Origin of the sequence: Hydrogenophaga luteola (genome assembly GCF_042648585.1) — a bacterium.
GTDB lineage: Bacteria > Pseudomonadota > Gammaproteobacteria > Burkholderiales > Burkholderiaceae_C > Hydrogenophaga > Hydrogenophaga luteola.
The window spans coordinates 420,595-442,376 of sequence record NZ_JBHRXX010000001.1; the positions used below are offsets into that span (position 1 = coordinate 420,595).

Below are 21,782 nucleotides of genomic sequence, written 5' to 3' on the forward strand. Positions count from 1 at the left end.
GAACCGGCGGTGGGGCGCGATCAGACGCCGAAGCGCCGCGCGGCCCAGAGCACCTGTTCCACCACGCCGCGCACGTTCTCGCGCGCGGCCTCGGCCACCAGCTGGCCCTCGGGCGTGAAGGCCTCGCCGGCCTTGGACAGGGCGAACTGCTTGGGCGACACCCAGCACTGCAGGTTCATCAGCAGCGGCGCCAGGTGCGAGAGGCTGCGCAGGCCGCCGAGCGCGCCGGGCGAGGCCGAGAGCATGCCCACCACCTTGCCGGCGAACGGCTTGGTGCCGCTGGACCAGTTCGGGTCGCCTTTGATGGGGCTGGAGACCCAGTCGATGGTGTTCTTCATCAGGCCGGTGTAGCTGCCGTTGTATTCGGGCGAAACCACGACCCAGGCCGGGTGGGAGAAGAAGAGCTCTTTCAGCCGCACCACGTCGCGCGGCGTGCCTTTGGCTTCGAGGTCGGCGTTGTACAGCGGTACATCGAAGTCGGCCAGCTCGATGTGGGTCACGGCGGCACCGGCCTCCCGGCCGATGTCGGCCGCAACCTTGGCCAGTTTGCGGTTGAAGGACTGGGCGCGCGTGCTGCCCGCGAAGACGAGGAGGGGGGTAGGGGTGCTCATGGGCGGGATTGTGTCAGCGGGCCGGCGCAGGATTCCTGCGTGGGGTTTCAGGCCCGCCGGTCAGGGCGGCGACCGTTCGGGCGTGGCTGGGCGCTGCAGGCGTATCACGAGGGCGAACAGCCCGGTGGCGAACAGCGTCAGGCTCAGGCCGCTGCGCCAGAGGTTGGCCCGGTTCCAGGCTTCCCGCACACCGGCCCAGTCCGGCGGCAGGGTGGTCGGGGTCCATGATTCGGTGAGGCGATTCAGGGGCAGGTTGACCTCACGCGTGAACAGCACGATGCCCAGCGCGTAGGCGAGCACGGTCAACGCCAGCAGCCGCCACCAGGCCGCACGCCGCTCCGTCCAGGCCGAGGCGAGCGCGATCAGGCCCAGCGGCAGAGGCCCGAAAAAGCAGACGAAGAAGCCAGCGTGCCGCACGTTGCGGTTGAAGGCCGACTGCACCTGGGCGTAGGTCGGGCCATCAAGTTCGAGCGTGGCGAGGTTGACGTTGGCGCTGTAGGTGGCGAAGAAGCCAGCCATCAGGCCCAGCAGCAGTATGGTCAGCAGCTGGGCACCCAGCGAGAGACGGTCGGTGAGGTGTGAAGGCATGGCGGGCTCCGGTGTCGAGATGCCCACACTTTGGCGGCGCGTGGTCGGCTGCGCCTTAACCTGGGTTCAGTCTTCTGCGGATGCGCGACAGGGCGACATCGGTGATGCCCAGCCAGGACGCGAGCTGTCGCAGCGGGATGCGAGTCAGCCAGTCGGGGCGCTGCGCCTGCAGGGCGAGGTAACGCTCGGTGGCTGTCAGCTGCAGGAAGGCGTGTTCGCGCGCCATCTTGTCCTGCAGCAGGGCGGCGAGCACGCGGTGTTCCAGCGCCTGCCAGGGTGCGAAGCCGGACACGGCGGTGGCCCAGCCGTCCCAGGGCAGGGCCCAGACGCGGCAGGGTTCCAGCGCCTCGACCCAGAAGTGAACCGGCTGCTCGCGCAGCATCGGCGTGATCGGCCAGACCATGGCGCCGTCGAGATAGAAGTTCTTGTTGGCGGCCTGGCCGACGCGGTCGAGGTAGTACAGGCGCAACGCCCCGCGCTCCAGCCACCACAAGTGCTGCCAGCGATCGCCCTCGCGCAGCAGGGCTTCGCCTCTGGAGAGGTCGGTCGGGCGCACCTGTCGGAACAGGTCGTCTGTCGCCGGGGGCAGGGGGCCGAGTGCGGCGTGCAGGTGGTTCAGCAAGGCGGTGTTCATCGGCGTGTGGCGTCCTGGGCTGCGTCCAGTGCCAGCAGCAGGCGGGTGCGCTCCTCGCGCGCCACCACCCGCCAGTCCTCGCCGGTCAGCGCACCTTCCAGCGCCCAGAGCAAGTTGAGGCTGGCGTTCTGCCCGGCCGCTTTGACCCGCAGGTAGGCCTGCACCGAGCCGATCCGTTCCAGGTCGGCGCGGCCGTGGATGCCGGCGGCGGCCAGCATGGCGAGGGATTTGGGGCCGAGGCCGGGGAGGTCGTGGGATGGGGGCATGGCTGCGGCCGAAGGGGCTTGATGGGACAATAGCGGACTTTCGCGAGCCGGGGCAGGCTCGCCGCCACTGTTTCACGTGAAACATGCGTTGTCACCGGCCGGCCGGGATGGTCACGGCCCTCAGGCGCTCTATATATATGTTGTACCCACAGGAATTTGACGTCATCGTCGTCGGCGGTGGTCATGCCGGCACCGAGGCCGCGCTGGCCGCGGCGCGCATGGGCTGCGCCACGCTGCTGCTCACCCACAACATCGAGACGCTGGGCCAGATGAGCTGCAACCCCAGCATCGGCGGCATCGGCAAGGGCCACCTAGTGAAAGAGGTGGACGCGCTGGGCGGGGTGATGGCGCTGGCCACGGACGAGGGCGGCATCCAGTTCCGCATCCTCAACAGCAGCAAGGGGCCTGCCGTGCGCGCCACCCGCGCCCAGGCCGACCGCATCCTCTACAAGGCCGCGATCCGCCGCACGCTGGAGAACCAGCCCAACCTCTGGCTGTTCCAGCAGGCGGTGGACGACCTGATGGTCGAGGGCGACCGGGTGGTGGGCGCCGTCACGCAGGTCGGCATTCGCTTCCGCAGCCGCACGGTGGTGCTGACGGCGGGCACCTTCCTGGACGGCAAGATCCACGTCGGCCTGAACAACTACGCGGCTGGCCGCGCGGGTGACCCGCCCGCCGTCAGCCTGTCGGCGCGCCTGAAGGAGCTGAAGCTGCCGCAGGGTCGCCTGAAGACCGGCACGCCGCCGCGCATCGATGGCCGGACCATCGACTGGTCGAAGTGCACCGAGCAGCCCGGCGACGGTGTGCCCGGTGGCATGAACCCGGACCTGCCGGTGCCGGTGTTCAGTTTCATGGGCAACACGGCGATGCATCCGAAGCAGATTCCCTGCTGGATCACGCACACCAACCAGCGCACGCACGACATCATCCGCAGCGGCTTCGACCGCAGCCCCATGTTCACCGGCAAGATCGAGGGGGTGGGCCCGCGCTACTGCCCGAGTGTGGAAGACAAGATCAACCGCTTCGCCGACAAGGACAGCCACCAGATTTTCCTGGAGCCCGAGGGCCTGACCACCCACGAGGTCTACCCCAACGGCATCAGCACCAGCCTGCCGTTCGACATCCAGTACGACCTGGTGCGCAGCATGGCCGGGCTGGAAAACGCCCACATCCTGCGGCCGGGCTACGCCATCGAATACGACTACTTCGATCCGCGCTCGCTCAAGAGCAGTTTCGAGACGAAGCAGATCCAGGGCCTGTTCTTCGCCGGCCAGATCAACGGTACCACCGGCTACGAGGAGGCGGCGGCCCAGGGTCTGTTCGCAGGGCTGAACGCTGCGCTGCGGTGCCAGGGCAAGGACGCCTGGTTGCCGCGCCGCGACGAGGCCTACCTCGGCGTGTTGGTCGACGATTTGGTGACCCAGGGTGTCACCGAGCCCTACCGCATGTTCACCAGCCGGGCCGAGTTCCGCCTGCAGCTGCGCGAAGACAACGCCGACATGCGCCTGACTGAGCAGGGCCGGGCCATGGGGCTGGTGGACGATGCGCGCTGGGACGCCTTCAGCCGCAAGCGCGATGCTGTTTCACGTGAAACCGAGCGCCTGAAATCCACCTGGGTGAACCCGCGCATCCTCGAAGCCGCCGAGTCCGAGCGGGTGCTGGGCAAGGCCATCGAGCGCGAATACAACCTGTTCGATCTGTTGCGCCGGCCGGGTGTGTCGTATCCGGTCCTGATGGGCATGGGCGAAGGGCGTTGGTCGCCGGTGGCCAAGCCGGACGATCAGGATGCCCGCCCCGTGGTTTCACGTGAAACATTGGGCGAGCTGCATGATGCGGTGGTGGAGCAGGTGGAGATTGCGGCCAAGTACTCGGGCTACATCGACCGGCAGAAGGACGAGGTGGAGCGAGCCGCTCAATACGAACACCTGAAACTGCCGGCCGATCTGGACTACACGCAGGTCACAGCGCTGTCCTTCGAGGCGCGGCAGAAGCTGGCCAAGCACCGGCCGGAAACCCTGGGCCAGGCCTCGCGCATCTCGGGCATCACGCCGGCCAGCATCTCGCTGCTGATGATTCACCTGAAGAAGGGCGGGTTCAAGGGCTTTGCCCGTACCACGGAAGAGCAGGGCGCATGAGCGCGGTGAACCTGAAGCCGGCGCTCGAAGCCGGGTTGCGCGAACTCGGCCTGAACCTGTCGGATGTCCAGGTGGACCAGCTGCTGGCCTACCAGGACCTGATCGCCAAGTGGAACAAGGTCTACAACCTGACGGCTGTGCGCGACCCGCAGGAGATGCTGACGCACCACCTGCTGGACAGTCTGGCGGCGATCCAGCCGCTGCTGCGGCAGACAGGCGGGCAGCCCATCAAGCTTTTGGATGTGGGCTCAGGTGGCGGGCTGCCGGGCGTGGTGATTGCCATCACCTGCCCGCAGATTGACGTGCATTGCGTGGACACGGTGCTCAAGAAGGCGACCTTCATCCAGCAGGTGGCGGCGTCGCTCAAGCTTCCGAACCTGCGCGGCATTCATGCGCGGGTGGAGTCGCTGAAGGCGGAGGAGGGAGGCGGCTACGACGTGGTCTGCTCGCGTGCTTTTGCCTCGCTGGTGGACTTCACGACCTGGTCGCGTTCGGCGCTCAAGCCGGGGGCGGTGTGGATGGCGATGAAGGGCAAGCACCCTGCGGACGAACTGTCTGCGCTGCCGGCAGAGGTGTCGGTGTTTCACGTGGAACAGCTGGTGGTGCCGGGGCTTGAGGCTGAGCGGTGCATCGTGTGGCTTCGGCCTGCGCCCGCGCACATCGCCAGCGGCCTGTGAGAAGCAACCGAGGCGCACCACCGGTCGCTCGCACTGGTTTCGCTGGAGGGGGCTGTGGCGTGTGGATGGGCGGCGGGACGATTCGCGGTTGCCAATGAGGAGGCGAACCCGCACGGTGTTGACGAGGCAACGCAAGCGTTCGGACCCACCAGACCGCGAGCTGGACCAGAGCCCAGCCACGCGACGCAGCCCCCTCAGAACAACGGTTGAGCGAAACAAGCGGAACTCAAATCACAAAGCCAGCCGCAAGCAAAACCCCCTCACGTAAACTCGACCGCTCCACCCCCAGAGAAAGCCCCCCATGTTCGGCATCGCTGACTACGGCGCCTTCGTCGCCGCCATCGTCCTGTTCCTCGCCATCCCCGGCCCGGGCAACCTCGCGCTCATCACCTCCACCGGCAAAGGCGGCATCCGTGGCGGGATGGCGGCCACCTTTGGCGTCATCGCGGGCGACCAGGTGCTCATGTGGATGGCGGTTGCGGGCGTGGCCGCGCTGCTCGCCGCCTACCCGACGGCCTTCAGCTTCGTGCAATGGGCTGGCGCCGCTTACCTCGCCTGGCTGGGTTTCAAGATGCTCACCGCCAAGCCGGGTGATGCGCCCATCCTCAACATTCGCCCCAGCCAGTTCTTCCAGCAGGCCGTCACCATCACCCTGCTCAATCCCAAGGCCATCGTCTTCTACATGGCCTTCTTCCCGCTCTTCGTCGACCCGACGCGCCACCAGGGGCTGATCACCTTCGGCGCCATGGCCGCGACCATCGCCTTCCTGACCTTCCTCTACGGCCTGACGGTCGTGCTGCTGACCCACTTCCTGGCCGAGCGCATGCGCGCCAACCCGCGCATCACCCAGACGCTCAACAAACTCGCCGGCGTCTTCCTCATCGGTTTTGGCGTCAAGCTGGCAGTCTCCAAGTGATGTCGACGATGGCAGATCCGCCACGGCGTTTGCTGGCGCTCTGCGGCAGCCTACGTCAACAGTCCCGCAGCCTCACTCTGCTGGAGGCGTTCGGGTACCGGGTGCCCGCATGGGCCACTTTCCAGATCCACCGTGGACTCGGCGACTTGCCGCTGTTCAACCCCGACGACGAAGCCTCCCCGGCCGAGGAAGTCCGGCGGCTGTGGGCCGCTGTCGATCAGGCCGATGCCCTGATCATAGCCAGCCCCGAATACGCGCACGGCGTGACCGGGACCATCAAGAACACCCTGGACTGGCTGGTCGGTCATCCCCCGTTTGCGGGCAAACCCGTCGCCGTGCTCAACCCGTCTCACCGGGCCGAACATGCCGATCTGGCCCTGAAGGAAACCCTGCGCACCATGGCGGCCCGGCTGGTCGACGGCGGCTGTCTTCGCATCCCCGCGACCGCATCGGAACTCGGTGCGGCACCACTGGCGCACACCCTCCCGTTTTCCACCCTGATCGATGACGTCTGGGGCGCGTTGAGGACGGCGCTGGCCGACACGCCCCCGCGCGACGAACTGGCGCCGGCATGGCCCGGCCAACCCCACCCGCAGCCACAGGCCGTGGCGGAGAACTGCTGATGGCAAAAATTTTCTGTGTCGCCAACCAGAAGGGCGGTGTCGGCAAGACCACCACCACCGTCAACCTCGCGGCCGGCCTGGCCAAGGTCGGGCAGCGCGTGCTGATGGTCGACCTCGACCCGCAGGGCAACGCCACCATGGGCTCAGGCGTGGACAAGCGCAGCATGGAGCTCTCGGTCTACGACGTGCTGCTGGAGTCGGCCTCGGTGGCCGAGGCGGCCATCCACTCCGAAAAGTGCGGCTACCACGTGCTCGGAGCCAACCGCGAACTGGCCGGCGCCGAGGTCGAGCTGGTCGAGCTGGAGCGGCGCGACCAGCGCCTGAAAACCGCCCTGGCCGCCGTGGATGCCGACTATGACTTTGTGCTGATCGATTGCCCGCCGTCATTGAGCATGCTCACGCTCAACGGCCTGTGTTCGGCCCACGGCGTCATCGTGCCCATGCAGTGCGAGTACTTTGCGCTCGAGGGCCTGACCGACCTGGTCAACACCATCAAGCAGGTGCACGCCAACCTCAACCCCGACCTTCAGATCATCGGCCTGCTGCGCGTCATGTACGACCCGCGCATCACGCTGCAGCAGCAGGTCAGCGACCAGCTCAAGGCCCACTTCGGCGACAAGGTGTTTGACACCGTCATCCCGCGCAACGTGCGCCTGGCGGAGGCGCCCAGTTACGGCCTGCCCGGTGTGGTTTTCGACCCGTCGGCCCGCGGCAGCCAGGCCTTCATCACCTTTGCCCAAGAGATGGTGGACCGCATCCAAAAAATGTGATGTGAGCGCCGGCTTCCTTGAGAAACTTCATGAAATCTGAAAATGTCCTGATCCTGCCGGGCTGGCAGAACAGTGGTCCCGAGCACTGGCAGAGCCGATGGGAAGCCTTGCACGGTTTTCACCGGGTCGACCAGCACGACTGGATGACGCCCAGACGCGGCGACTGGATCGCCCGGCTGGAAGACGTGATCCTCGGCTGCGACGGCCCGGTGCTGCTGGTAGCGCACAGCCTGGGTTGCATCCTGACCGCTGCCTGGGCCGAAGTTTCGCGCAGCACCGACCGCGTGCAGGGCGCCCTGCTGGTGGCACCGGGTGACCCGGAACGCGAGGAGCTGCAGGGCCTGCTGCCGAGCTGGGCGCCCATCGTCCGCCGCCGCTTGCCGTTTCCGAGCGTTCTCGTGGGCAGCCGCAACGACCCGTACTGCAGCTTCGAGAAGGCCCTGTCTCTGGCCGCGAGCTGGGGTTCGCGCTTTGTTGACTACGGCGAGCGCGGCCACATCAACGCCGAATCCGGGTTGGGCGACTGGCCGGAGGGCGTGGCCATGCTTCGCGAGCTCGCGCCGTTGCAAGGACCTCAATGAGGCTGCTGCGCAGTCCGAAGAACAGTCCGGCGCCTCCGGTGGCTGAAGCAGGGCGGGACAAAGGGTGGCTGGCGCGCACGAAGATGGCCGTCCAGGGGCGCGTGCTCTTGATGGTCGAGGCTGCGGGCGCCCTGGCGTCGGTGGTGGGTGTGCCGCTCGCTGCCCTGACCGGCAAGCTGTACCTTGCCGCGCTGGTGGCCCTGTTCGGGTTGGGTTGTTGTCTTCGGTTTGTGCGCTTGCGGCAGAGGCTGCGCCAGACCCGTCAGGAAGCGGTTGTGGTCCCGCCGCCCGCGCCGGTGTGGCTGACGCCGTTGGTGGGGCTGTTGTCTGCAGTCGAGGTCGCGGTGCTGGTGGAGGCCACGCGGCTGCCGGTGCGCGCGGACCAACCGGGCTTTGACACCGCCAACTGGTGGTGGGTCCTGGCGGGGTTTGTGGTGCTGTTCTGGTTGCAGCGCGGCTGGTTGGGCGAGCGCCTGACCGGCAGACCGACCATGCGCCGCTGATCCGTCGGACGTCATTTCAAGAACAAACAGAAAGAAGGAACCAGACCATGGTCACCAAAAAACCCAAGGGCCTCGGCCGTGGACTCGAAGCCCTGCTCGGACCGAAGGTCGCCGACACGCCCGCTGCGGCCGCACCCGCCGCCGAAGGCGCGCCCAGCAGCCTGCCGCTGGACCAGATGGTCGCCGGCGTCTACCAGCCGCGCACGCGCATGGACGAGGGAGCGCTCTACGAGCTGGCCGAGTCGATCAAGGCGCAGGGCGTCATGCAGCCGATTCTGGTGCGCCAGCTGGCCGACGGGCCGAATGCCGGTAAGTACGAAATCATCGCGGGCGAGCGGCGATTCCGGGCCTCCAAGCTGGCGGGCCTGAACGAGGTGCCGGTGCTGGTGCGCGACGTGCCCAACGAGGCTGCGGCCGCGATGGCGCTGATCGAGAACATCCAGCGCGAGGACCTGAACCCTCTGGAAGAGGCTCAGGGCCTGCAGCGCCTGGTCAAGGAATTCGGTCTGACGCATGAGCAGGCGGCGCAGGCCGTGGGCCGCTCGCGCTCGGCGGCCTCCAACCTGCTGCGTCTGCTGCAACTGGCCGAGCCGGTGCAGACCATGCTGATGGCGGGGGACATCGACATGGGCCATGCGCGCGCGCTGTTGTCGCTGGAGAAGGCCGCGCAGATCACGGCGGGCAACCAGATCGCGGCGAAGAAGCTGTCGGTGCGCGAGGCCGAGAACCTGGTCAAGAAGATCGGCGCCGAGTTCAACCTGGTTCCGCAGCAGCCCAAGAAGGAAAAATCGCGCGACATCCGCCGCGTCGAGGAAGAGCTGTCCGACCTGCTGACCGCCGAGGTTGAGGTGCGCATCAAGAAGCGCGTCAAGCGCCACGGCCGCGTCGAAGAGATGGGCGAACTGGCGATTCAGTTCGGCTCGCTCGACGAGCTCAACGGCCTCATTGATAAATTGCGCAACGAGCGCTGAGCCGCAGGCAAAACACCAAAGAAAAAGGCCTCCAAGTGGAGGCCTTTTCCCTGGCGTGGCGCCAGCGTCAAGAACGCCGCGGAACCGGCTCTGCCGGGCCGCCAGCGTTGTCCCCCCTCAGGGGGAAGCCGCGCAGCGGCGCAGGGGGGAGCTTAATTCCCGACTTTCAGCTGGCCGCCCTTGCCCAGACCGCCCTTGACTTCCTGCGCCTTGTAGTTGCGCAGGGCGATGACCATCTGGTTGTAGGAGTCGGTGAACGCGGCCACGGTGGCCTTGCCGGCGGGCGAGCGCGAGAAGCCGCCCAGCGTGCCACCAGCGCTCGGACCGAAGGCGCCCAGCGCGGCACCGTAGTTGGTGGCGGTGGCGTTGCCTTCGGAAATCGCGATCTGCACACCCGAGCGGATGTCGAACATGGTCAGCGTCACGACCGAGGCCTTGCTTTCCAGGCCACCGGCGATGGTGGCAAGGTTGCGGTTGCGGCCACCCAGCAGGCCCCCCAGCGCGCCGACCACCTGACCGGTCGACTCGTTGTCGATGATGATCGCGGGCTCCAGGTAGTAGTCGGCCGCGACGCGCTGGCCCTTCTGCTGCTGCGAGCCGGCGCGGAACTCACCGGAGTTGCGCTGCTTGTCGGTGATGGCGGAGATCTTGCTCTCGGTCTTGTTGTTGCCGATCGAGGTGATCACGAAGCAGTTGGACTGGGCCACGGCCAGGCGGATCAGCGGCTCGATGCTGGTGACCTGGGTGGCTGCGCCGAAGCTGCCCCACCATTCCTTGCCACGGCCATCGTCCACTGCCAGGGTGCCCAGCGGGGAGGCGCAGCGCTCCAGGGAGCTGTTGGCGCCGACGCTGGTGCCGCCGGCGGCAGCGCCGGTGGTGGCGGTCGGGCTGGAGCCGGTGGTCACGCGGCCGCCGCCCGCGCCGCCGCAGGCGGTGAGCGTCAGGCCCAGCGCCAGGGCGATCGCAACGCGGGAGGGGGTGGTGTTCAGTTTCATGGATACCTTCCTGGTGTCAAACAAAAAATCAGCGAACGAGGCCTTGCGCCTTGGTTCGCAGGGGGGTCAATAGTAGTACCAGCGGCCGTCGCGCCAGTAGGTGCGGTAGGCGTACCCGCTGTACCAGCCGACCAGCCAGCCGTTCTTGCGAACCATTTCGCGCCACTGGTAGTCCGACTGCGCCTGCTCCCGGGCCTTGCGCGCCTGGGTGAGCAGCTTCTTGGCTTCCTTGTCGCCCTTGTCGGCGGCCATCATCAGCCAGCGCTCAGCCTCGCCCGGGTCGGAGCCCATTTCTTCCACGCCGTACAGGTAGAAGCGGCCCAGGGCCTGGGCGGCCTTGAAGTCGCCGCGCTCGCCGGCATCGCGCATCCACTTGATGGCGAGGTAGGTGTCCTTCTTCACGCCGTCACCGCGGAAGAAGCGCAGGCCGAGGTCGTAGGCCGCACGCGGGTCTTTCTCGGCCATGGCCTCCAGCGCCAGGCGCCTCGGGTCCTGGGCCGGGTCGGGTTGGGCGGCCATCTCGGCTTCGAAGGTCGCGGTGTTGCGCGGCCGTTCGGAGCAGCCGCTGGCGTCGCAGATGCGGATGGTGTCCTGGGCGAAGGCCGCCGAAGAAACCAGCAGCAGGGAAAGGCAGAGTTGTTTCATGGAGCCACCTGCAGGGGTGTGACAGAAGAAAAAAGTGTACTGCGCGATTCTCTTGCTGCACAGCGGTCCGACCCGCGGGCGGCGGAGCGCCGGTTCCCCTGCGTGGAGGAGGCGCCGGGCTCAGATTTGGTATGCCCCGCGTGCCTTCGCTGTCCACCATCAGGCGCGCGAGGTCGTAGCCGGCGGACGACTTCTTGGCGCGGGTGCCGATGCGGATCACCTCGCCCTGCGCGGCCAGCAGGTGGCCTTCCAGCGTGGGTGCGGTGCTGCGCCGATTCCAGCAGCACCTTCGGTTGCCTGATGTGATTGACTGGATGGAAGTGTTGCGTTTTTTAGTTCCAACCGTCAGGCGCTTGGTCAGAAGCGCCAGCCCGCGCCCATGCGCACCAGGTGCCGCTTGCCTGAGCCCAGCCCCACGCCGCCGTTGAACATGACCCGCCCTTTCTGGTGAGCGAATGCCATACCCACGGCCGTCTGTCCGCCATAGGAAGCGACGCCCACGTTGACGGTGGTTTCCCCGTCGCCGCCGGGTACGAGCGGTATCAGTGCGGCAGCCTGTGCGATGCCCGCAAACGCCTCCTTGCGCAGCGCCCCGACCTCCTGGCTGGTGTGCTGCATCGCGGATTCCAGGGTGCGCGCATCGCCCCGGTCGGCATACGCTTCGGCGTGGGCGGTTGCCCGCTCCAGCGTAGCCGCATCGCCCTGGTCGGCATAGCTCTTGGCCTGGCGCAAGGTGCGGGCGTCCCCGGCGTCGGCGTAGTCCCTGGTTTCCTGCAGGTTCTGGGCGTTGATGTTGCGCACCTGGCGAACGGTGGCCGCATCACTGTCGGCAACCCCATCGGCTACATGGGTGATGCGCCGCTCGTTGCCGGCGGAGCCTACCGATACCGTGTTGTCCGCGCTGGTGACCGAGCCGTTGCCCAGCGCGACCGCGTTCCGGTGGCTGGCCTGGGCGTTGTTGCCCACGGCCACGCTGAGGTCACCGGTGGCGCTGGCGTTGTCACCGAGCGCCGTGGTGTTGGTGCCGGTAGCCTGAGCCCCGACACCGATCGCCACCGACGAGCGGGCCACCGCACCGGCGCCGATCGCGATGGAGTTGGACTGGATGGCTCGGGCGTCGGTGCCTAGGGCGATGCCATTGGACGACTGGACCGTCGATCCGCTGCCAATGGCAATCGCGCCGGATGGTGATCCGGACGCTCCCGCGCCGATGGCCACCGATGCGCCTCCCAACGCAGCGCTCATCCGGGTGTCGGTGTAGGTATTGGCGGCGGCCTGGGCGTTGGCGGCGGCGTTGTCGGTGTAGGTGTTGGCAGCGGCCTGGGCATTGGTGGCAGCGGTGTTGGCGTGGGCCTGCGCGGCGCTGAGGGTGCTGGCTGCGGCGTTGTCGGTGTAGGTGTTGGCGGCGGCCTGGGCGTTGGCGGCAGCGGTGTTGGCGTGGGCCTGCGCAGCGCTGAGGGTGCTGGTTGCGACGTTGTCGGTGTAGGTGTTGGCGGCGGCCTGGGCATTGGCTGCGGCGGTGTTGGCGTGGGCCTGCGCAGCGCTGAGGGTGCTGGCTGCGACGTTGTTGGTGTAGGTGTTGGCGGCGGCCTGGGCGCTTTGCACCTGACCGAGGTTGGCGGCATCGGTGGTGTTCACGCCGTTGGCGACGTGGGTGATCGTGCGTTCGTTGCCAGTGCTGCCGACCGAGACCGTGTTGCTGGCCGATGTGACAGAGCCCGCGCCGATGGCCACCGAGTTGGCATGGGTGGCCTGGGCAGACGTACCCACGGCAATGGCACTGTCGGTGCTTGCCCTGGCACCGGTGCCGACACTAATGGCGTTGTTGGCCGTGATGTCCGATCCCGAACCCTGGCCGATGGCGACGTTGCCGCTGCCGCTCACTCTACTGCCGGCGTTGGTGCCCATGGCGGTGTTGTCGCTGCCCGTGACCCGGGAGCCTGCCCCGCTGCCGGTGGCCGCGTTGCGGTCGCCACGGACCGAGTTGCCCGCGCTGGCGCCTGCGGCGGTGTTGCTATTGCCGTTGACGCCTGAGCCCGCACCCGTTCCCGAGGCGCTGTTGCTGTTGCCGGTGACATACCACCCGGCTTCGGTGCCACTGGCGGAGTTGAAGCTGCCATTGACGACATAGCCTGCATTCGTCCCGACGCTGGAGTTGGCGTTGCCGGTGACCTGGTAGCCGGAGGTGGTGCCCAGGGATGAGTTGCGGCTGCCGGAGATTTCGCGGCCGGATCCGGTGCCGATCGACGAGTTGCTGTCGCCGGTGACCTGCTGCCCGGCGTCCAGTCCGAAGGCTGCGTTCCTGTTGCCGTTGACCGTGAGCCCGGCGTTCCGTCCCACAGCCGTGTTGTCGGTACCGGTGGTGTTCTGTCCCGAGCGACCGCCGACAGCGACGTTGCCCTCTCCGCTGGAGTCCACCCCTGCGGCAAAGCCCACCGCCACGCTGTGAACCCCATTGGCGTTGGCCTGTCTGCCGCATGCCAGGGCGCCGACACCCGATTCGGTCGCAGTGTCACCGCAATCCGCCCAAGTAAGGCTGTGGTGCGCGGACAGAGCCACGATGGCAGCGGCCACGGCGTGTCTGGCTGGCAAGCCAACGAATGCCAAGGGAGACGTAGATGAATTGAAAGGTATTGACCTGCGCAGCATGTTGATTCCTCTTGTAGTGCGCCGGTATTGGTTCCGAGAGCCGTCAGAAGAGCGTGAGAAAATGCGCTCAAAGTTGTGCTTTTGCAACAAATTGAGTCTTCAACGTGCCCGACATTCCCGCCCCCGTGCTTGGTCTGTCCCTGCTAGGCCTTCCGAGACTCGTCCTGGATGGCGTCAACGTGTCCGGGCAGGTCAAGTACCGCAAGTCCTGGGCACTTTGGGCTTTGCTGGGCACCACGCAGGGCCAGATACATCACCGTGCCGTGCTGGCCGAATGGCTCTGGCCTGACCACTCGCCGTCGGCCGCGAGGGCCAACCTGCGCCAGGTGATCGCTGATCTTCGGGGGCTGCTGGAGGCGGCCGGGCTGGATCACGCGTTCCAGGCATCTGCACAAGCGGTGGGCCTGTCGCGCGACGATCGCCTCACGGTCGATGCCGAGCGGCTGCAGCGCTGGGCCATGGCCTGTGTCCGCGCCGAGGACCAGGATTGGGATGTGCTGCCCGATGACCGCGCGCTGGAGGCGTTGTCGGACGGGGGCTTTCTGCAGGGTTTCGACCTGCCGCCCATGCCCGATGGCACGGACTGGCTGCGGTACATGCGCGATATCTGTGCGGATGCCTGGCTGCAGGTCCTGGAGTTCAAGGCCCGGCGGGCGGCGGCGCAGGGCCGGCTTCACGAGGCGGTTGCCACGGCACGCCGCCTGCTGGCGTTGGCTCCGGCCAGAGAGAGCCATGCGGTGTTGCTGGCCAACCTTCTTCAGCAACAGGGGCAGCTGCATGAGGCGCGCCAGGTGGTCCACCGGAGCATGGGCGCGTTCGAGGAGCAACTCGGCCTCAAGTCCCTGGTGCTGGACGAACTGATGTCTCCTGCCGACGCCGCCAGCCAGTGGTCGTTCAGGTCTCCCATCCCCGAATGGCGTCGGGTGACCGGCGTCTACAGCGATGTTCCCCAGGGCCTGCACACCGACGAGCAGGCGGTTCAGGCGTGGACACGGATCTGGCAGGGCATGGTCCTGCGCGCCGGCGGCCTGGTGATCGAGGTGCCTGGCCTGGCCTGGGCCGCTGTCTTCGGGCTGGATCCGGCGCGAAGTGAGCCCGCCCGGCGCGCCTGCGAACTGGCCCGCCAGTGGATGTCGCTGGGCCTGACCGATCAGGTGCGGGCAGGGCTGGCGGACGCAAGGGTGCTGGTGCGTCCCGGGCTGGGCGCTGGCCTGATGGTGGGTGATGCGATGCAAGCCGCCATGCGCGCCTGCTGGCAGGCGGGCTGGAGCCAGTGGTTGGCCACCCAGGAGGTGGTTCTGGCCGCCCGCGCGACGGAGTTCACCGGATGCCAGGGCGAACAGGACGCGGGTCTTTGGTGCGCGACCCTGAAGGAGGATCTGCCCGCAGAGCGCCCGGACGATCTGCCCCTGATCGGCCGCGAGCACGAATTGCAATGGCTTGTGAGCCGCTGGAAGGAGGCGCTGACGGCGGGCGCCTCTGCCGTACTGATCCGGGCCCCGGCCGGTTACGGCAAGTCCCTGGTGATGCGTGAACTGGCGCGGCAGGTCATGGGGCACGGGGGGCACGTGCTTCGCGTGACCTGTGGCCAGCACATCCAGGAGCACCCGATGATGCCCTGGCGGATCGCGCTGGCGGATGCGGATCCGCAGAGCACGCGGCAGGGCGCGGATGACCGTCAGGTTCTGCGTGCCAGGGTTCTGCGCAAGATCAGGCAGCTGTGCGCCGAGCGTCCCCTGCTGATCAATCTGGAGGACGTCCATTGGGCCGACAAGGCCACGCTCGATCATCTTCCTGTCCTGTTGGAGCAGTTGGGCGGAAGTCCGGTGACGCTGGTCATGTCCTCCCGCCCGGTCCCTGATCAGGCCTGGCCCGCGCCGGTTCAGGTGCTGGAACTGGGGACGTTGTCCGAGGATGCGTCCCATCGCCTGGTGCTCGACATGAACGAGGCCACCCGCCTGGATGTCGGTGAGCGTGCCCGGCTGGTCAGACTGGCCGGTGGCGTGCCGCTGATCCTCCAGTGGCTGGCGCGAAGCCGGATGGCGGTGGCGCCGGCACACGCCGGGATCCAGGCGCTGGTGCAGGAGCAGCTCGATGCCCTGGGGCCCGGGCGCTTTGTCCTCCGTGCCGCCGCCGTGCTGGGCGAACGCTTTGATGTGGCGACGCTGCAGGCACTGTTGCCCATGCACGCGGTGCGAACGGTCCTCGCGCGAGCAGCCGACTTGCACCTGATCCAACGGGTGGGTCCCGACGAATGTGCTTTTGGCCACGCCTTGGTGCAGGAGGTGATTTACGACGGCATTGCGCTGCCGCAGCGTCAGGCATGGCACGCCCAGGCGGCAGGCCATCTGCAGCACGCCGAACAGGTCGCCGCCGAGCAGGTGGCGCGTCACTGGCAGGCTGCGCAGTCCTGGGACCAGGCCGCGCAATGGTGGCGGCATGCCGGAGATGCCGCCATCGAGCGCGACTTTGCGGCCGATGCCCTGGTTTGCTACGAACGCGCCCTGGAGGCCTTGTCGCATCTGGCGGACGGCGACGCCCGCGAGATACAGCGTCTTTCCCTGCAGATTCAGGTGGGGCACTGTCTTCACATGACCGAGGGATTCGGCTCTGCGGCCGCCTGGCAGCGCTTCGGCCATGTCATGGAGGCGCTCACCAGGACACCAGAGGCCGATCCGCAGAGGCATGACCTGCGTTTTGCGGCACTGGCCGGTCGGTACATGGGGAGCAGTTCGCAAGGCGAGGTGGGTGGCCTCGATCTGGCCCGCCAGCTCCTGGGCATGGCGGAGACCCCCGAGCAGGCGCTCATGGCCCGGTATGCCATGGGCAACTCCCTGTTCTGGCTGGGACGCCTGGCAGAGGCCAGGCAGGCTCTGGAGGAAGCGGTCAGGCTGTCGGATCAGGTGTCAACGCATCACCGGTTGCTGTACTGCTCAGACGATCCGGCACTGGTCTGCAGTGCGTTTCTGGCGTGGCTGTGCTGGCTCGAAGGCGATGACCAAGGCTTGTCGCGCCGCGCCACCGAACTGCAGCAGCGGTTGACGGAGACTGCACGGCCCCACACGGTCTGCTTTGCGCTCACCCTGTTGAGCTGTGCGCACTGGTGTCAGGGCGACTGGGCACTGCTGCAGGCGGGGGCCAGCCGTGTGCACGACCTGTCGGGGCAGTTCCGGTTTCCATTGTGGGCAGGGGTCAGCAGTCTTCTTCTCTTGTGCTGTCAGGCCAGGCAAGGGCAGATGGGTGATACCGCCGCGCTGCACGCGGCTGCCCATCAGATGCGGGGCGCCTATCAGGCGGGCATCACCACCTCGCGCTGGATGGTGGCGTCCGCATTGATGGCACAGGGACTGCACGAGCAGGCCCTGCCCTTGCTGGATCAGGCCTGCCGGGAGGCCATGCACCATGAAGACCAGTACTGCGTTCCGCAGATGCAGATGCTGCTGGCCCGGTGCCACCAGCGCGCTGGTGATCCCACACTCGCGCAGACCATGGCGTTGGAAGCCCGCGAGGCGGCCCGTCACATGGGTGCCCAGGGGCTGCTGCGCCTGTGGGACCAGGCAACCTCGATCTCAGACTGAAAAGATCTTGCCAGGGTTGAGGATGTTGTCCGGGTCCAGTGCGCGCTTGATGGTGCGCATCATGGTGATGGCACCGTCGCCGGCCTCGCGGCGCAGGAAGTCCATCTTGTGCAGGCCCACGCCGTGTTCGCCGGTGCAGGTGCCCTCCAGTTCGAGCGCGCGCGCCACCAGCTTCTGGTTCAGCGCCTCGGCGGTGTGGTGTTCTTCGGGCTTGGCCGGGTCGATCAGGTAGCCGAAGTGGAAGTTGCCGTCGCCCACGTGGCCGACCAGGAAGTAGGGGATGCCGCTGGCGTCGGCCTCGGCCACGGAGTCGAGCAGGCAGTCGGCCAGGCGACTGATGGGCACGCAGGTGTCGGTGCTGATGGCGCGGCAGCCCGGCTTGCTCTGGATGGCCGCGAAGTAGGCGTTGTGCCGCGCGGTCCACAGGCGGGTGCGCTCCTCGGGCGTGGTGGCCCACTCGAACGCGTTGCCGCCGAACTCGCCGGCGATCTCCTGCACCGTCTCGGCCTGTTCCTTCACGCTCGCGGGCGAGCCGTGGAACTCCATCAGAAGAAAATGTTCCTCGCGCAGGCCCAGCTTGCTGTGCGCGTTGACCATGCGCACGGTGTTGGCGTCGATCAGCTCGCAGCGCGCGATAGGCACGCCCAGCTGGATCACCTGGATCACGGTGCGCACGGCCGCCTCGATGGTCGGGAAGGAGCATGTCGCGGCCGAGATCGCTTCGGGCAGCGGGTAGAGCTTGAGCGTGATTTCGGTGATGACGCCCAGCGTGCCCTCGCTGCCGACCATCAGGCGCGTGAGGTCGTAGCCGGCGCTGCTCTTCTTGGCGCGCGTGCCGGTGCGGATCACCTCGCCCTGCGCGGTCACCACCTCCAGCGCCAGCACGTTTTCGCGCATGGTGCCGTAGCGCACGGCGTTGGTGCCGCTGGCGCGGGTGGCGGTCATGCCGCCGATGGACGCGTCCGCGCCTGGGTCGATGGGAAAGAACAGGCCCTCGCTCTTGACCGCGTTGTTCACGCCCATGCGGGTGATGCCCGGTTGCACGGTGACGGTGAGGTCTTCGGCGTTGATGGACAGCACCTGGTCCATGCGGCTGACGTCGATGCTGATGCCGCCCTGCACGGCCAGCAGGTGGCCTTCGAGCGAGGAACCGACGCCAAAGGGAATGACCGGCACCTTGTATTGCGCGGCCAGCTTCACCGCGTCGGCCACATCCTGCGTCGACTCGGCGAACACCACGGCCGAGGGCGGCGGCACTTCAAAAATCGATTCGTCGCGACCGTGCTGCTCGCGCACCGCCTGCGCGGTGGAGCAGCGGGCGCCGAAGCGCGACTGCAGCGCCTGGATGAGGGCGGGGGGCACCTCGCGCAGCGAGAGTTCGGGCGCGAGGTGGGAAGGGGTGGTGGGGGCGTTCATGGCAGTCTCCTGGTCGGTGCGGGCCTGGCGCGCCCGAGGTCAGCCGGCAGTGTAGACCGGGCGCCCCGCGGCGAACAGCGCGCGCGGGACTGCCCCCACGCGGGACATCACATCTTCATGGCCTTGCCGAATTCGGCGGGGTTGATCGTGCCGTCCTTGTCGGTGTCTGCGCTGTCGAATTTGGCGGCCAGTGCCGGCAGGGTGGTGGCTTCGTCCTTGCTGAGCTTGCCATCGGCGTTCTTGTCGGCCCTGGTGAAGGCGGCCGTGATGTCGGTGTCGGTGGCCGCGGGCTTGGCCGGGGCGGCCGTGCTCTGAGCGTAGGCGCTGCCGGCCACCCCCAGGGTGACGCTGGCGATCAGCAGCAGGCTGCGGGCTTCGAACGAGGTGAGACGGACAAATCGTCGGGACATGGGTCGCTCCTTGAATGTTGAAGGGACGCCCATTGCACCGTCGATGGCCGCACAGGGCCAGCGTTTTTGCCGCCTGTTTCCGCACGCATGCTCTGCTTGCCTCAGACACATTTGTGAGCCTTCGCTTACAGCACCGCGCCCCCGCCGCCGGCTTTCACGGACAATGGCCCGGTGCGGTGCGCGACAGGTGCGCCGCGGCAGCAGGAGACCCCCCCATGGGCAACCGCCTATCCCAAATTGCAACCCGCACCGGCGACGCCGGCACCACCGGCCTGGGCGACAACGCCCGCGTGTCCAAGAACAGCCTTCGCGTGCACGCCATGGGCGACGTGGACGAACTCAACTCGCACATCGGCCTGCTGCTGTGCGAGGACATGCCCGCCGATGTGCGCACGCTGCTGGTCGAGATCCAGCACCAGCTGTTCAACCTCGGTGGCGAACTGTCGATTCCCGGCTACGAGTTGCTCAAGCCCGAGGCCGTGCTGGCGCTGGACGAGGCCCTGGCCACCTACAACGAACAGCTGCCGCGCCTGCAGGAGTTCATCCTGCCGGCCGGCAACCGCGCCGCCAGCCAGGCCCATGTGTGTCGCACCGTGGCGCGCCGCGCCGAGCGCCACCTGGTGGCCCTGGGGAACGAAGAGGCGATCAAGGAAGCGCCGCGCCAGTACCTCAACCGCCTCTCCGACCTGATGTTCGTGCTCGCGCGGGTGCTCAACCGCATGAACGGCGGCGACGACGTGTACTGGAAGAGCGAGCGCATGCAGCAGGGCGGCCAGGCGTGAAACCGCTGCTGCTCATGGCGCTGGCACTGGTGCTGTCGGTGCCCGGCGTGGTCGCGGCGGCCGCCAGCCGGGTCGGCCTGGTCTGCGAGGCGGTCTATGCGCCGGCGCGGGAGATCTGGGTGCGCCGGGTCGAGATCACCTACGACGACCAGCGTGTGAGCGCGGTCGGCATCGACGGCGTGCCGGTGCACAGCTTTGCGGTCGAGGGCACGGTCATCCTCACCGCGCTGGACAACGAGCGCATCCAGATCGACGTGGCGCGGCTGTCCTGGCAGAGCGACTTCCGCGGCCTGGCCCAGTCGCAAGGCCGCTGCGAACGGGCGGTGTGAACCGCCGCCCGCTGGCGGTCAGGTCTCGATGTGCAGGCCGGCCGTGTCGGGCCGCTGGCCGCTGTTCAGCCGGATGCGCAGTGAGAGGTCGGTGCGCGAGTCGGCATGCTCCACCGCCTGCTCGGCCGTGAGCTCGCCCTGCGTGTACAGGTCGTAGAGCGACTGGTCGAAGGTGCACATGCCCTGCTCGTTGCTTTTGGCCATCGCGTCCTTGATGTCGTCGATCTGTCCCTTCTGGATCAGGTCGGCGACGTAGGGTGACAGCAGCATCACCTCCACCGCGGGCACCAGCTTGCCCTTCGCCCCGCGGATCAGGCGCTGGCCCACCACGCCCTTGAGGTTGAGCGACAGGTCCATCAGCACCTGCCGGTGGGCCGCTTCGGGGAAGAAGTTGAGGATGCGCTGGATCGCCTGGTTGGCGTTGTTGGCGTGCAGGGTGGACAGGCACAGGTGGCCGGTCTCGGCATAGGCCAGCGCGTGCTGCATGGTGTCGAGGTCGCGGATCTCGCCGATCATGATCACGTCCGGCGCCTCGCGCATGGCGTGGCGCAGGGCCTCGTCGAAGGACTTGGTGTCCAGCCCGACCTCGCGCTGGTCGACGATGGACTTGCCATGGCTGTGCTCGAACTCCATCGGGTCCTCGACCGTCAGGATGTGGCCGGCCGCATTCTGGTTGCGGTGGTCGATCAGCGCCGCCAGCGTGGTCGACTTGCCGGAGCCCGCAGCCCCGACGATCAGCACCAGTCCGCGCTTGAGCATGGACAGGCGGCTGATCGACGCCGGCAGCTTGAGCTCCTCCAGCGAGGGAATGCGGGCATTGACGTGCCGCACCACCACGGCCACGTCGCCCCGCTGGCGGAACACGTTCACCCGGAAGCGGCCCAGGCCGTTGATGGCGATCGCCAGATCACATTCCAGCGCGGCCTCGAACTCGCGGATCTGTGACTCGCGCATCACGGAGTACGCCAGCCGCTTGATGCGCTCCGGGTTCAGGGGCTCTTCTTGCAGGCGCCGCATGACGCCATGCACCTTGAGGCCGGCCGGGGTGCCGGCCGAGAGGAACAGATCGGAGGCGCCGTGCGCGACCATGGCCGACAGGTAGTGGCCGAGGTCGTCATCCGGCGAGGAAAGGGCGGTGTCCATGGTCCGGCGCAAAAAAGGGATTGTGTTCCTTATCGACGCCGAGCGGCCTGTCTTGACCACTTCTGATCTGTATCAGTCCTTTGCAGGCCGGGTGGCTTGGGAGGCGCCCACCGAAGCCGAGGCCAGAACCCCGCTCAGCGGGGTTGAAGAATCGCCATCGTGATGCGCGAGACGCAGGTCAGCTCGCCCGCGTCGTTCTTCAGGTCGATCTGCCAGACCTGGGTGCTGCGGCCGACGTGCACCGGGCGGGTGGTGCCCGTCACCCAGCCGCTGGTGGCACCCTTGAGGTGGTTGGCGTTGATGTCCAGCCCCACGGCGCGGTGGCCGCTCGGGCAGCTGAAGGCCGCGCCGCAGCTGCCCAGTGTCTCGGCCAGCACCACGCTCACGCCGCCGTGCAGCAGGCCGTAGGGCTGCTTGGTGCGGCTGTCCACCGGCACGCGTGCGGTGATGAAGTCGTCACCGACTTCCAGGAACTCCATGCCCAGGTGCTGCACGGCGGTGCCGACGTGGAGGTCCGTCAGCACCTGCACCGAGATGTCCTGTGTCCAGACGCGTGCCAT

General features: G+C 67.6%; 22 protein-coding genes. 11 read left to right on the top strand and 11 right to left on the bottom strand.

The features are described 5' to 3' along the window. Positions 1-20 precede the first annotated feature (20 nt). From ACFOPI_RS01960 to ACFOPI_RS01975, 4 genes are read right to left on the bottom strand one after another with little or no spacing between them, the layout of a single operon-like run. Positions 21-611 carry an NADPH-dependent FMN reductase gene (locus ACFOPI_RS01960; RefSeq protein WP_382170204.1) on the bottom strand — a complete coding sequence of 197 codons (591 nt, stop codon included), beginning with the start codon at positions 609-611 and terminating at the stop codon, positions 21-23. Positions 612-671: 60 nt separating this feature from the next. Next, positions 672-1,199 (bottom strand): anthrone oxygenase family protein, encoded by a 528-nt coding sequence (locus ACFOPI_RS01965; protein ID WP_382170206.1) that lies wholly within the window; start codon positions 1,197-1,199, stop codon positions 672-674. A 55-nt stretch (positions 1,200-1,254) separates the two neighbouring features. Next, complete coding sequence (locus ACFOPI_RS01970) at positions 1,255-1,833, bottom strand: Crp/Fnr family transcriptional regulator (RefSeq protein WP_382170208.1); 579 nt, start codon at positions 1,831-1,833, stop codon at positions 1,255-1,257. Further along, on the bottom strand, positions 1,830-2,099 hold the full coding sequence (locus ACFOPI_RS01975) for a TfoX/Sxy family protein (RefSeq protein WP_382170210.1): 270 nt from the start codon (positions 2,097-2,099) through the stop codon (positions 1,830-1,832). The genes ACFOPI_RS01970 and ACFOPI_RS01975 overlap by 4 nt, the downstream gene beginning before the upstream one ends. A gap of 137 nt (positions 2,100-2,236) precedes the next feature. Between ACFOPI_RS01975 and mnmG the strand changes: the two genes are divergently transcribed. From mnmG to ACFOPI_RS02015, 8 genes are all read left to right on the top strand, one after another. Beyond that, on the top strand, positions 2,237-4,234 hold the full coding sequence (mnmG, locus tag ACFOPI_RS01980; RefSeq protein ID WP_382170212.1) for a tRNA uridine-5-carboxymethylaminomethyl(34) synthesis enzyme MnmG: 1,998 nt from the start codon (positions 2,237-2,239) through the stop codon (positions 4,232-4,234). Further along, entirely contained in the window at positions 4,231-4,911 is a 681-nt protein-coding gene (gene rsmG, locus ACFOPI_RS01985; protein WP_382170213.1) for a 16S rRNA (guanine(527)-N(7))-methyltransferase RsmG, read from the top strand. Before mnmG ends, rsmG begins: the two co-directional genes overlap by 4 nt. A 301-nt stretch (positions 4,912-5,212) precedes the next feature. Beyond that, positions 5,213-5,827: a LysE family transporter gene (locus ACFOPI_RS01990; RefSeq protein WP_382170215.1), complete on the top strand. Its 615-nt coding sequence runs from the start codon at positions 5,213-5,215 to the stop codon at positions 5,825-5,827. Positions 5,828-5,835: 8 nt separating this feature from the next. Continuing rightward, positions 5,836-6,450: an NADPH-dependent FMN reductase gene (locus ACFOPI_RS01995; protein WP_382170217.1), complete on the top strand. Its 615-nt coding sequence runs from the start codon at positions 5,836-5,838 to the stop codon at positions 6,448-6,450. Beyond that, a complete protein-coding gene (locus ACFOPI_RS02000) occupies positions 6,450-7,220 on the top strand; it encodes a ParA family protein (protein WP_382170219.1) in 771 nt (256 codons plus the stop codon). The genes ACFOPI_RS01995 and ACFOPI_RS02000 overlap by 1 nt, the downstream gene beginning before the upstream one ends. Before the next feature lie 29 nt (positions 7,221-7,249). Further along, on the top strand, positions 7,250-7,801 hold the full coding sequence (locus ACFOPI_RS02005) for an RBBP9/YdeN family alpha/beta hydrolase (protein WP_382170221.1): 552 nt from the start codon (positions 7,250-7,252) through the stop codon (positions 7,799-7,801). Continuing rightward, positions 7,798-8,304 carry a hypothetical protein gene (locus ACFOPI_RS02010; RefSeq protein ID WP_382170223.1) on the top strand — a complete coding sequence of 169 codons (507 nt, stop codon included), beginning with the start codon at positions 7,798-7,800 and terminating at the stop codon, positions 8,302-8,304. Before ACFOPI_RS02005 ends, ACFOPI_RS02010 begins: the two co-directional genes overlap by 4 nt. Before the next feature lie 47 nt (positions 8,305-8,351). Next, complete coding sequence (locus tag ACFOPI_RS02015) at positions 8,352-9,275, top strand: ParB/RepB/Spo0J family partition protein (RefSeq protein ID WP_382170225.1); 924 nt, start codon at positions 8,352-8,354, stop codon at positions 9,273-9,275. A 152-nt stretch (positions 9,276-9,427) separates the two neighbouring features. On the opposite strand, the gene ACFOPI_RS02020 is transcribed toward ACFOPI_RS02015, so the two are convergent. The 3 genes from ACFOPI_RS02020 to ACFOPI_RS02030 all read right to left on the bottom strand — a co-directional run bounded on the left by ACFOPI_RS02020 (position 9,428) and on the right by ACFOPI_RS02030 (position 13,489). Next, positions 9,428-10,270: a hypothetical protein gene (locus ACFOPI_RS02020; protein ID WP_382170227.1), complete on the bottom strand. Its 843-nt coding sequence runs from the start codon at positions 10,268-10,270 to the stop codon at positions 9,428-9,430. A 66-nt stretch (positions 10,271-10,336) separates the two neighbouring features. Further along, on the bottom strand, positions 10,337-10,915 hold the full coding sequence (locus tag ACFOPI_RS02025; RefSeq protein ID WP_382170229.1) for a tetratricopeptide repeat protein: 579 nt from the start codon (positions 10,913-10,915) through the stop codon (positions 10,337-10,339). 357 nt (positions 10,916-11,272) lie between these two features. After that, positions 11,273-13,489, bottom strand: coding sequence for a YadA family autotransporter adhesin (locus tag ACFOPI_RS02030; protein WP_382170231.1), 2,217 nt, complete (start codon positions 13,487-13,489; stop codon positions 11,273-11,275). 179 nt (positions 13,490-13,668) lie between these two features. Between ACFOPI_RS02030 and ACFOPI_RS02035 the strand changes: the two genes are divergently transcribed. Then, positions 13,669-17,142: an AAA family ATPase gene (locus ACFOPI_RS02035; RefSeq protein WP_382170233.1), complete on the top strand. Its 3,474-nt coding sequence runs from the start codon at positions 13,669-13,671 to the stop codon at positions 17,140-17,142. Here ACFOPI_RS02035 and ACFOPI_RS02040 read toward each other — a convergent pair. Further along, positions 17,134-18,558 carry an FAD-binding oxidoreductase gene (locus tag ACFOPI_RS02040; RefSeq protein ID WP_382170235.1) on the bottom strand — a complete coding sequence of 475 codons (1,425 nt, stop codon included), beginning with the start codon at positions 18,556-18,558 and terminating at the stop codon, positions 17,134-17,136. The genes ACFOPI_RS02035 and ACFOPI_RS02040 overlap by 9 nt on opposite strands. Positions 18,559-18,665: 107 nt before the next feature. Next, a complete protein-coding gene (locus ACFOPI_RS02045) occupies positions 18,666-18,968 on the bottom strand; it encodes an EF-hand domain-containing protein (protein WP_382170237.1) in 303 nt (100 codons plus the stop codon). A gap of 215 nt (positions 18,969-19,183) precedes the next feature. On the opposite strand from ACFOPI_RS02045, the gene ACFOPI_RS02050 reads away from it, so the two are divergent. Next, positions 19,184-19,750, top strand: coding sequence for a cob(I)yrinic acid a,c-diamide adenosyltransferase (locus ACFOPI_RS02050; protein WP_382170238.1), 567 nt, complete (start codon positions 19,184-19,186; stop codon positions 19,748-19,750). After that, positions 19,747-20,079 (top strand): hypothetical protein, encoded by a 333-nt coding sequence (locus ACFOPI_RS02055; RefSeq protein WP_382170240.1) that lies wholly within the window; start codon positions 19,747-19,749, stop codon positions 20,077-20,079. The genes ACFOPI_RS02050 and ACFOPI_RS02055 overlap by 4 nt, the downstream gene beginning before the upstream one ends. An 18-nt stretch (positions 20,080-20,097) precedes the next feature. Here ACFOPI_RS02055 and ACFOPI_RS02060 read toward each other — a convergent pair whose 3' ends face one another. Beyond that, a complete protein-coding gene (locus tag ACFOPI_RS02060; RefSeq protein WP_382170242.1) occupies positions 20,098-21,222 on the bottom strand; it encodes a PilT/PilU family type 4a pilus ATPase in 1,125 nt (374 codons plus the stop codon). Positions 21,223-21,356: 134 nt separating this feature from the next. After that, positions 21,357-21,782, bottom strand: a complete 426-nt coding sequence (locus tag ACFOPI_RS02065) for a hotdog fold thioesterase (RefSeq protein ID WP_382170244.1) — start codon at positions 21,780-21,782, stop codon at positions 21,357-21,359.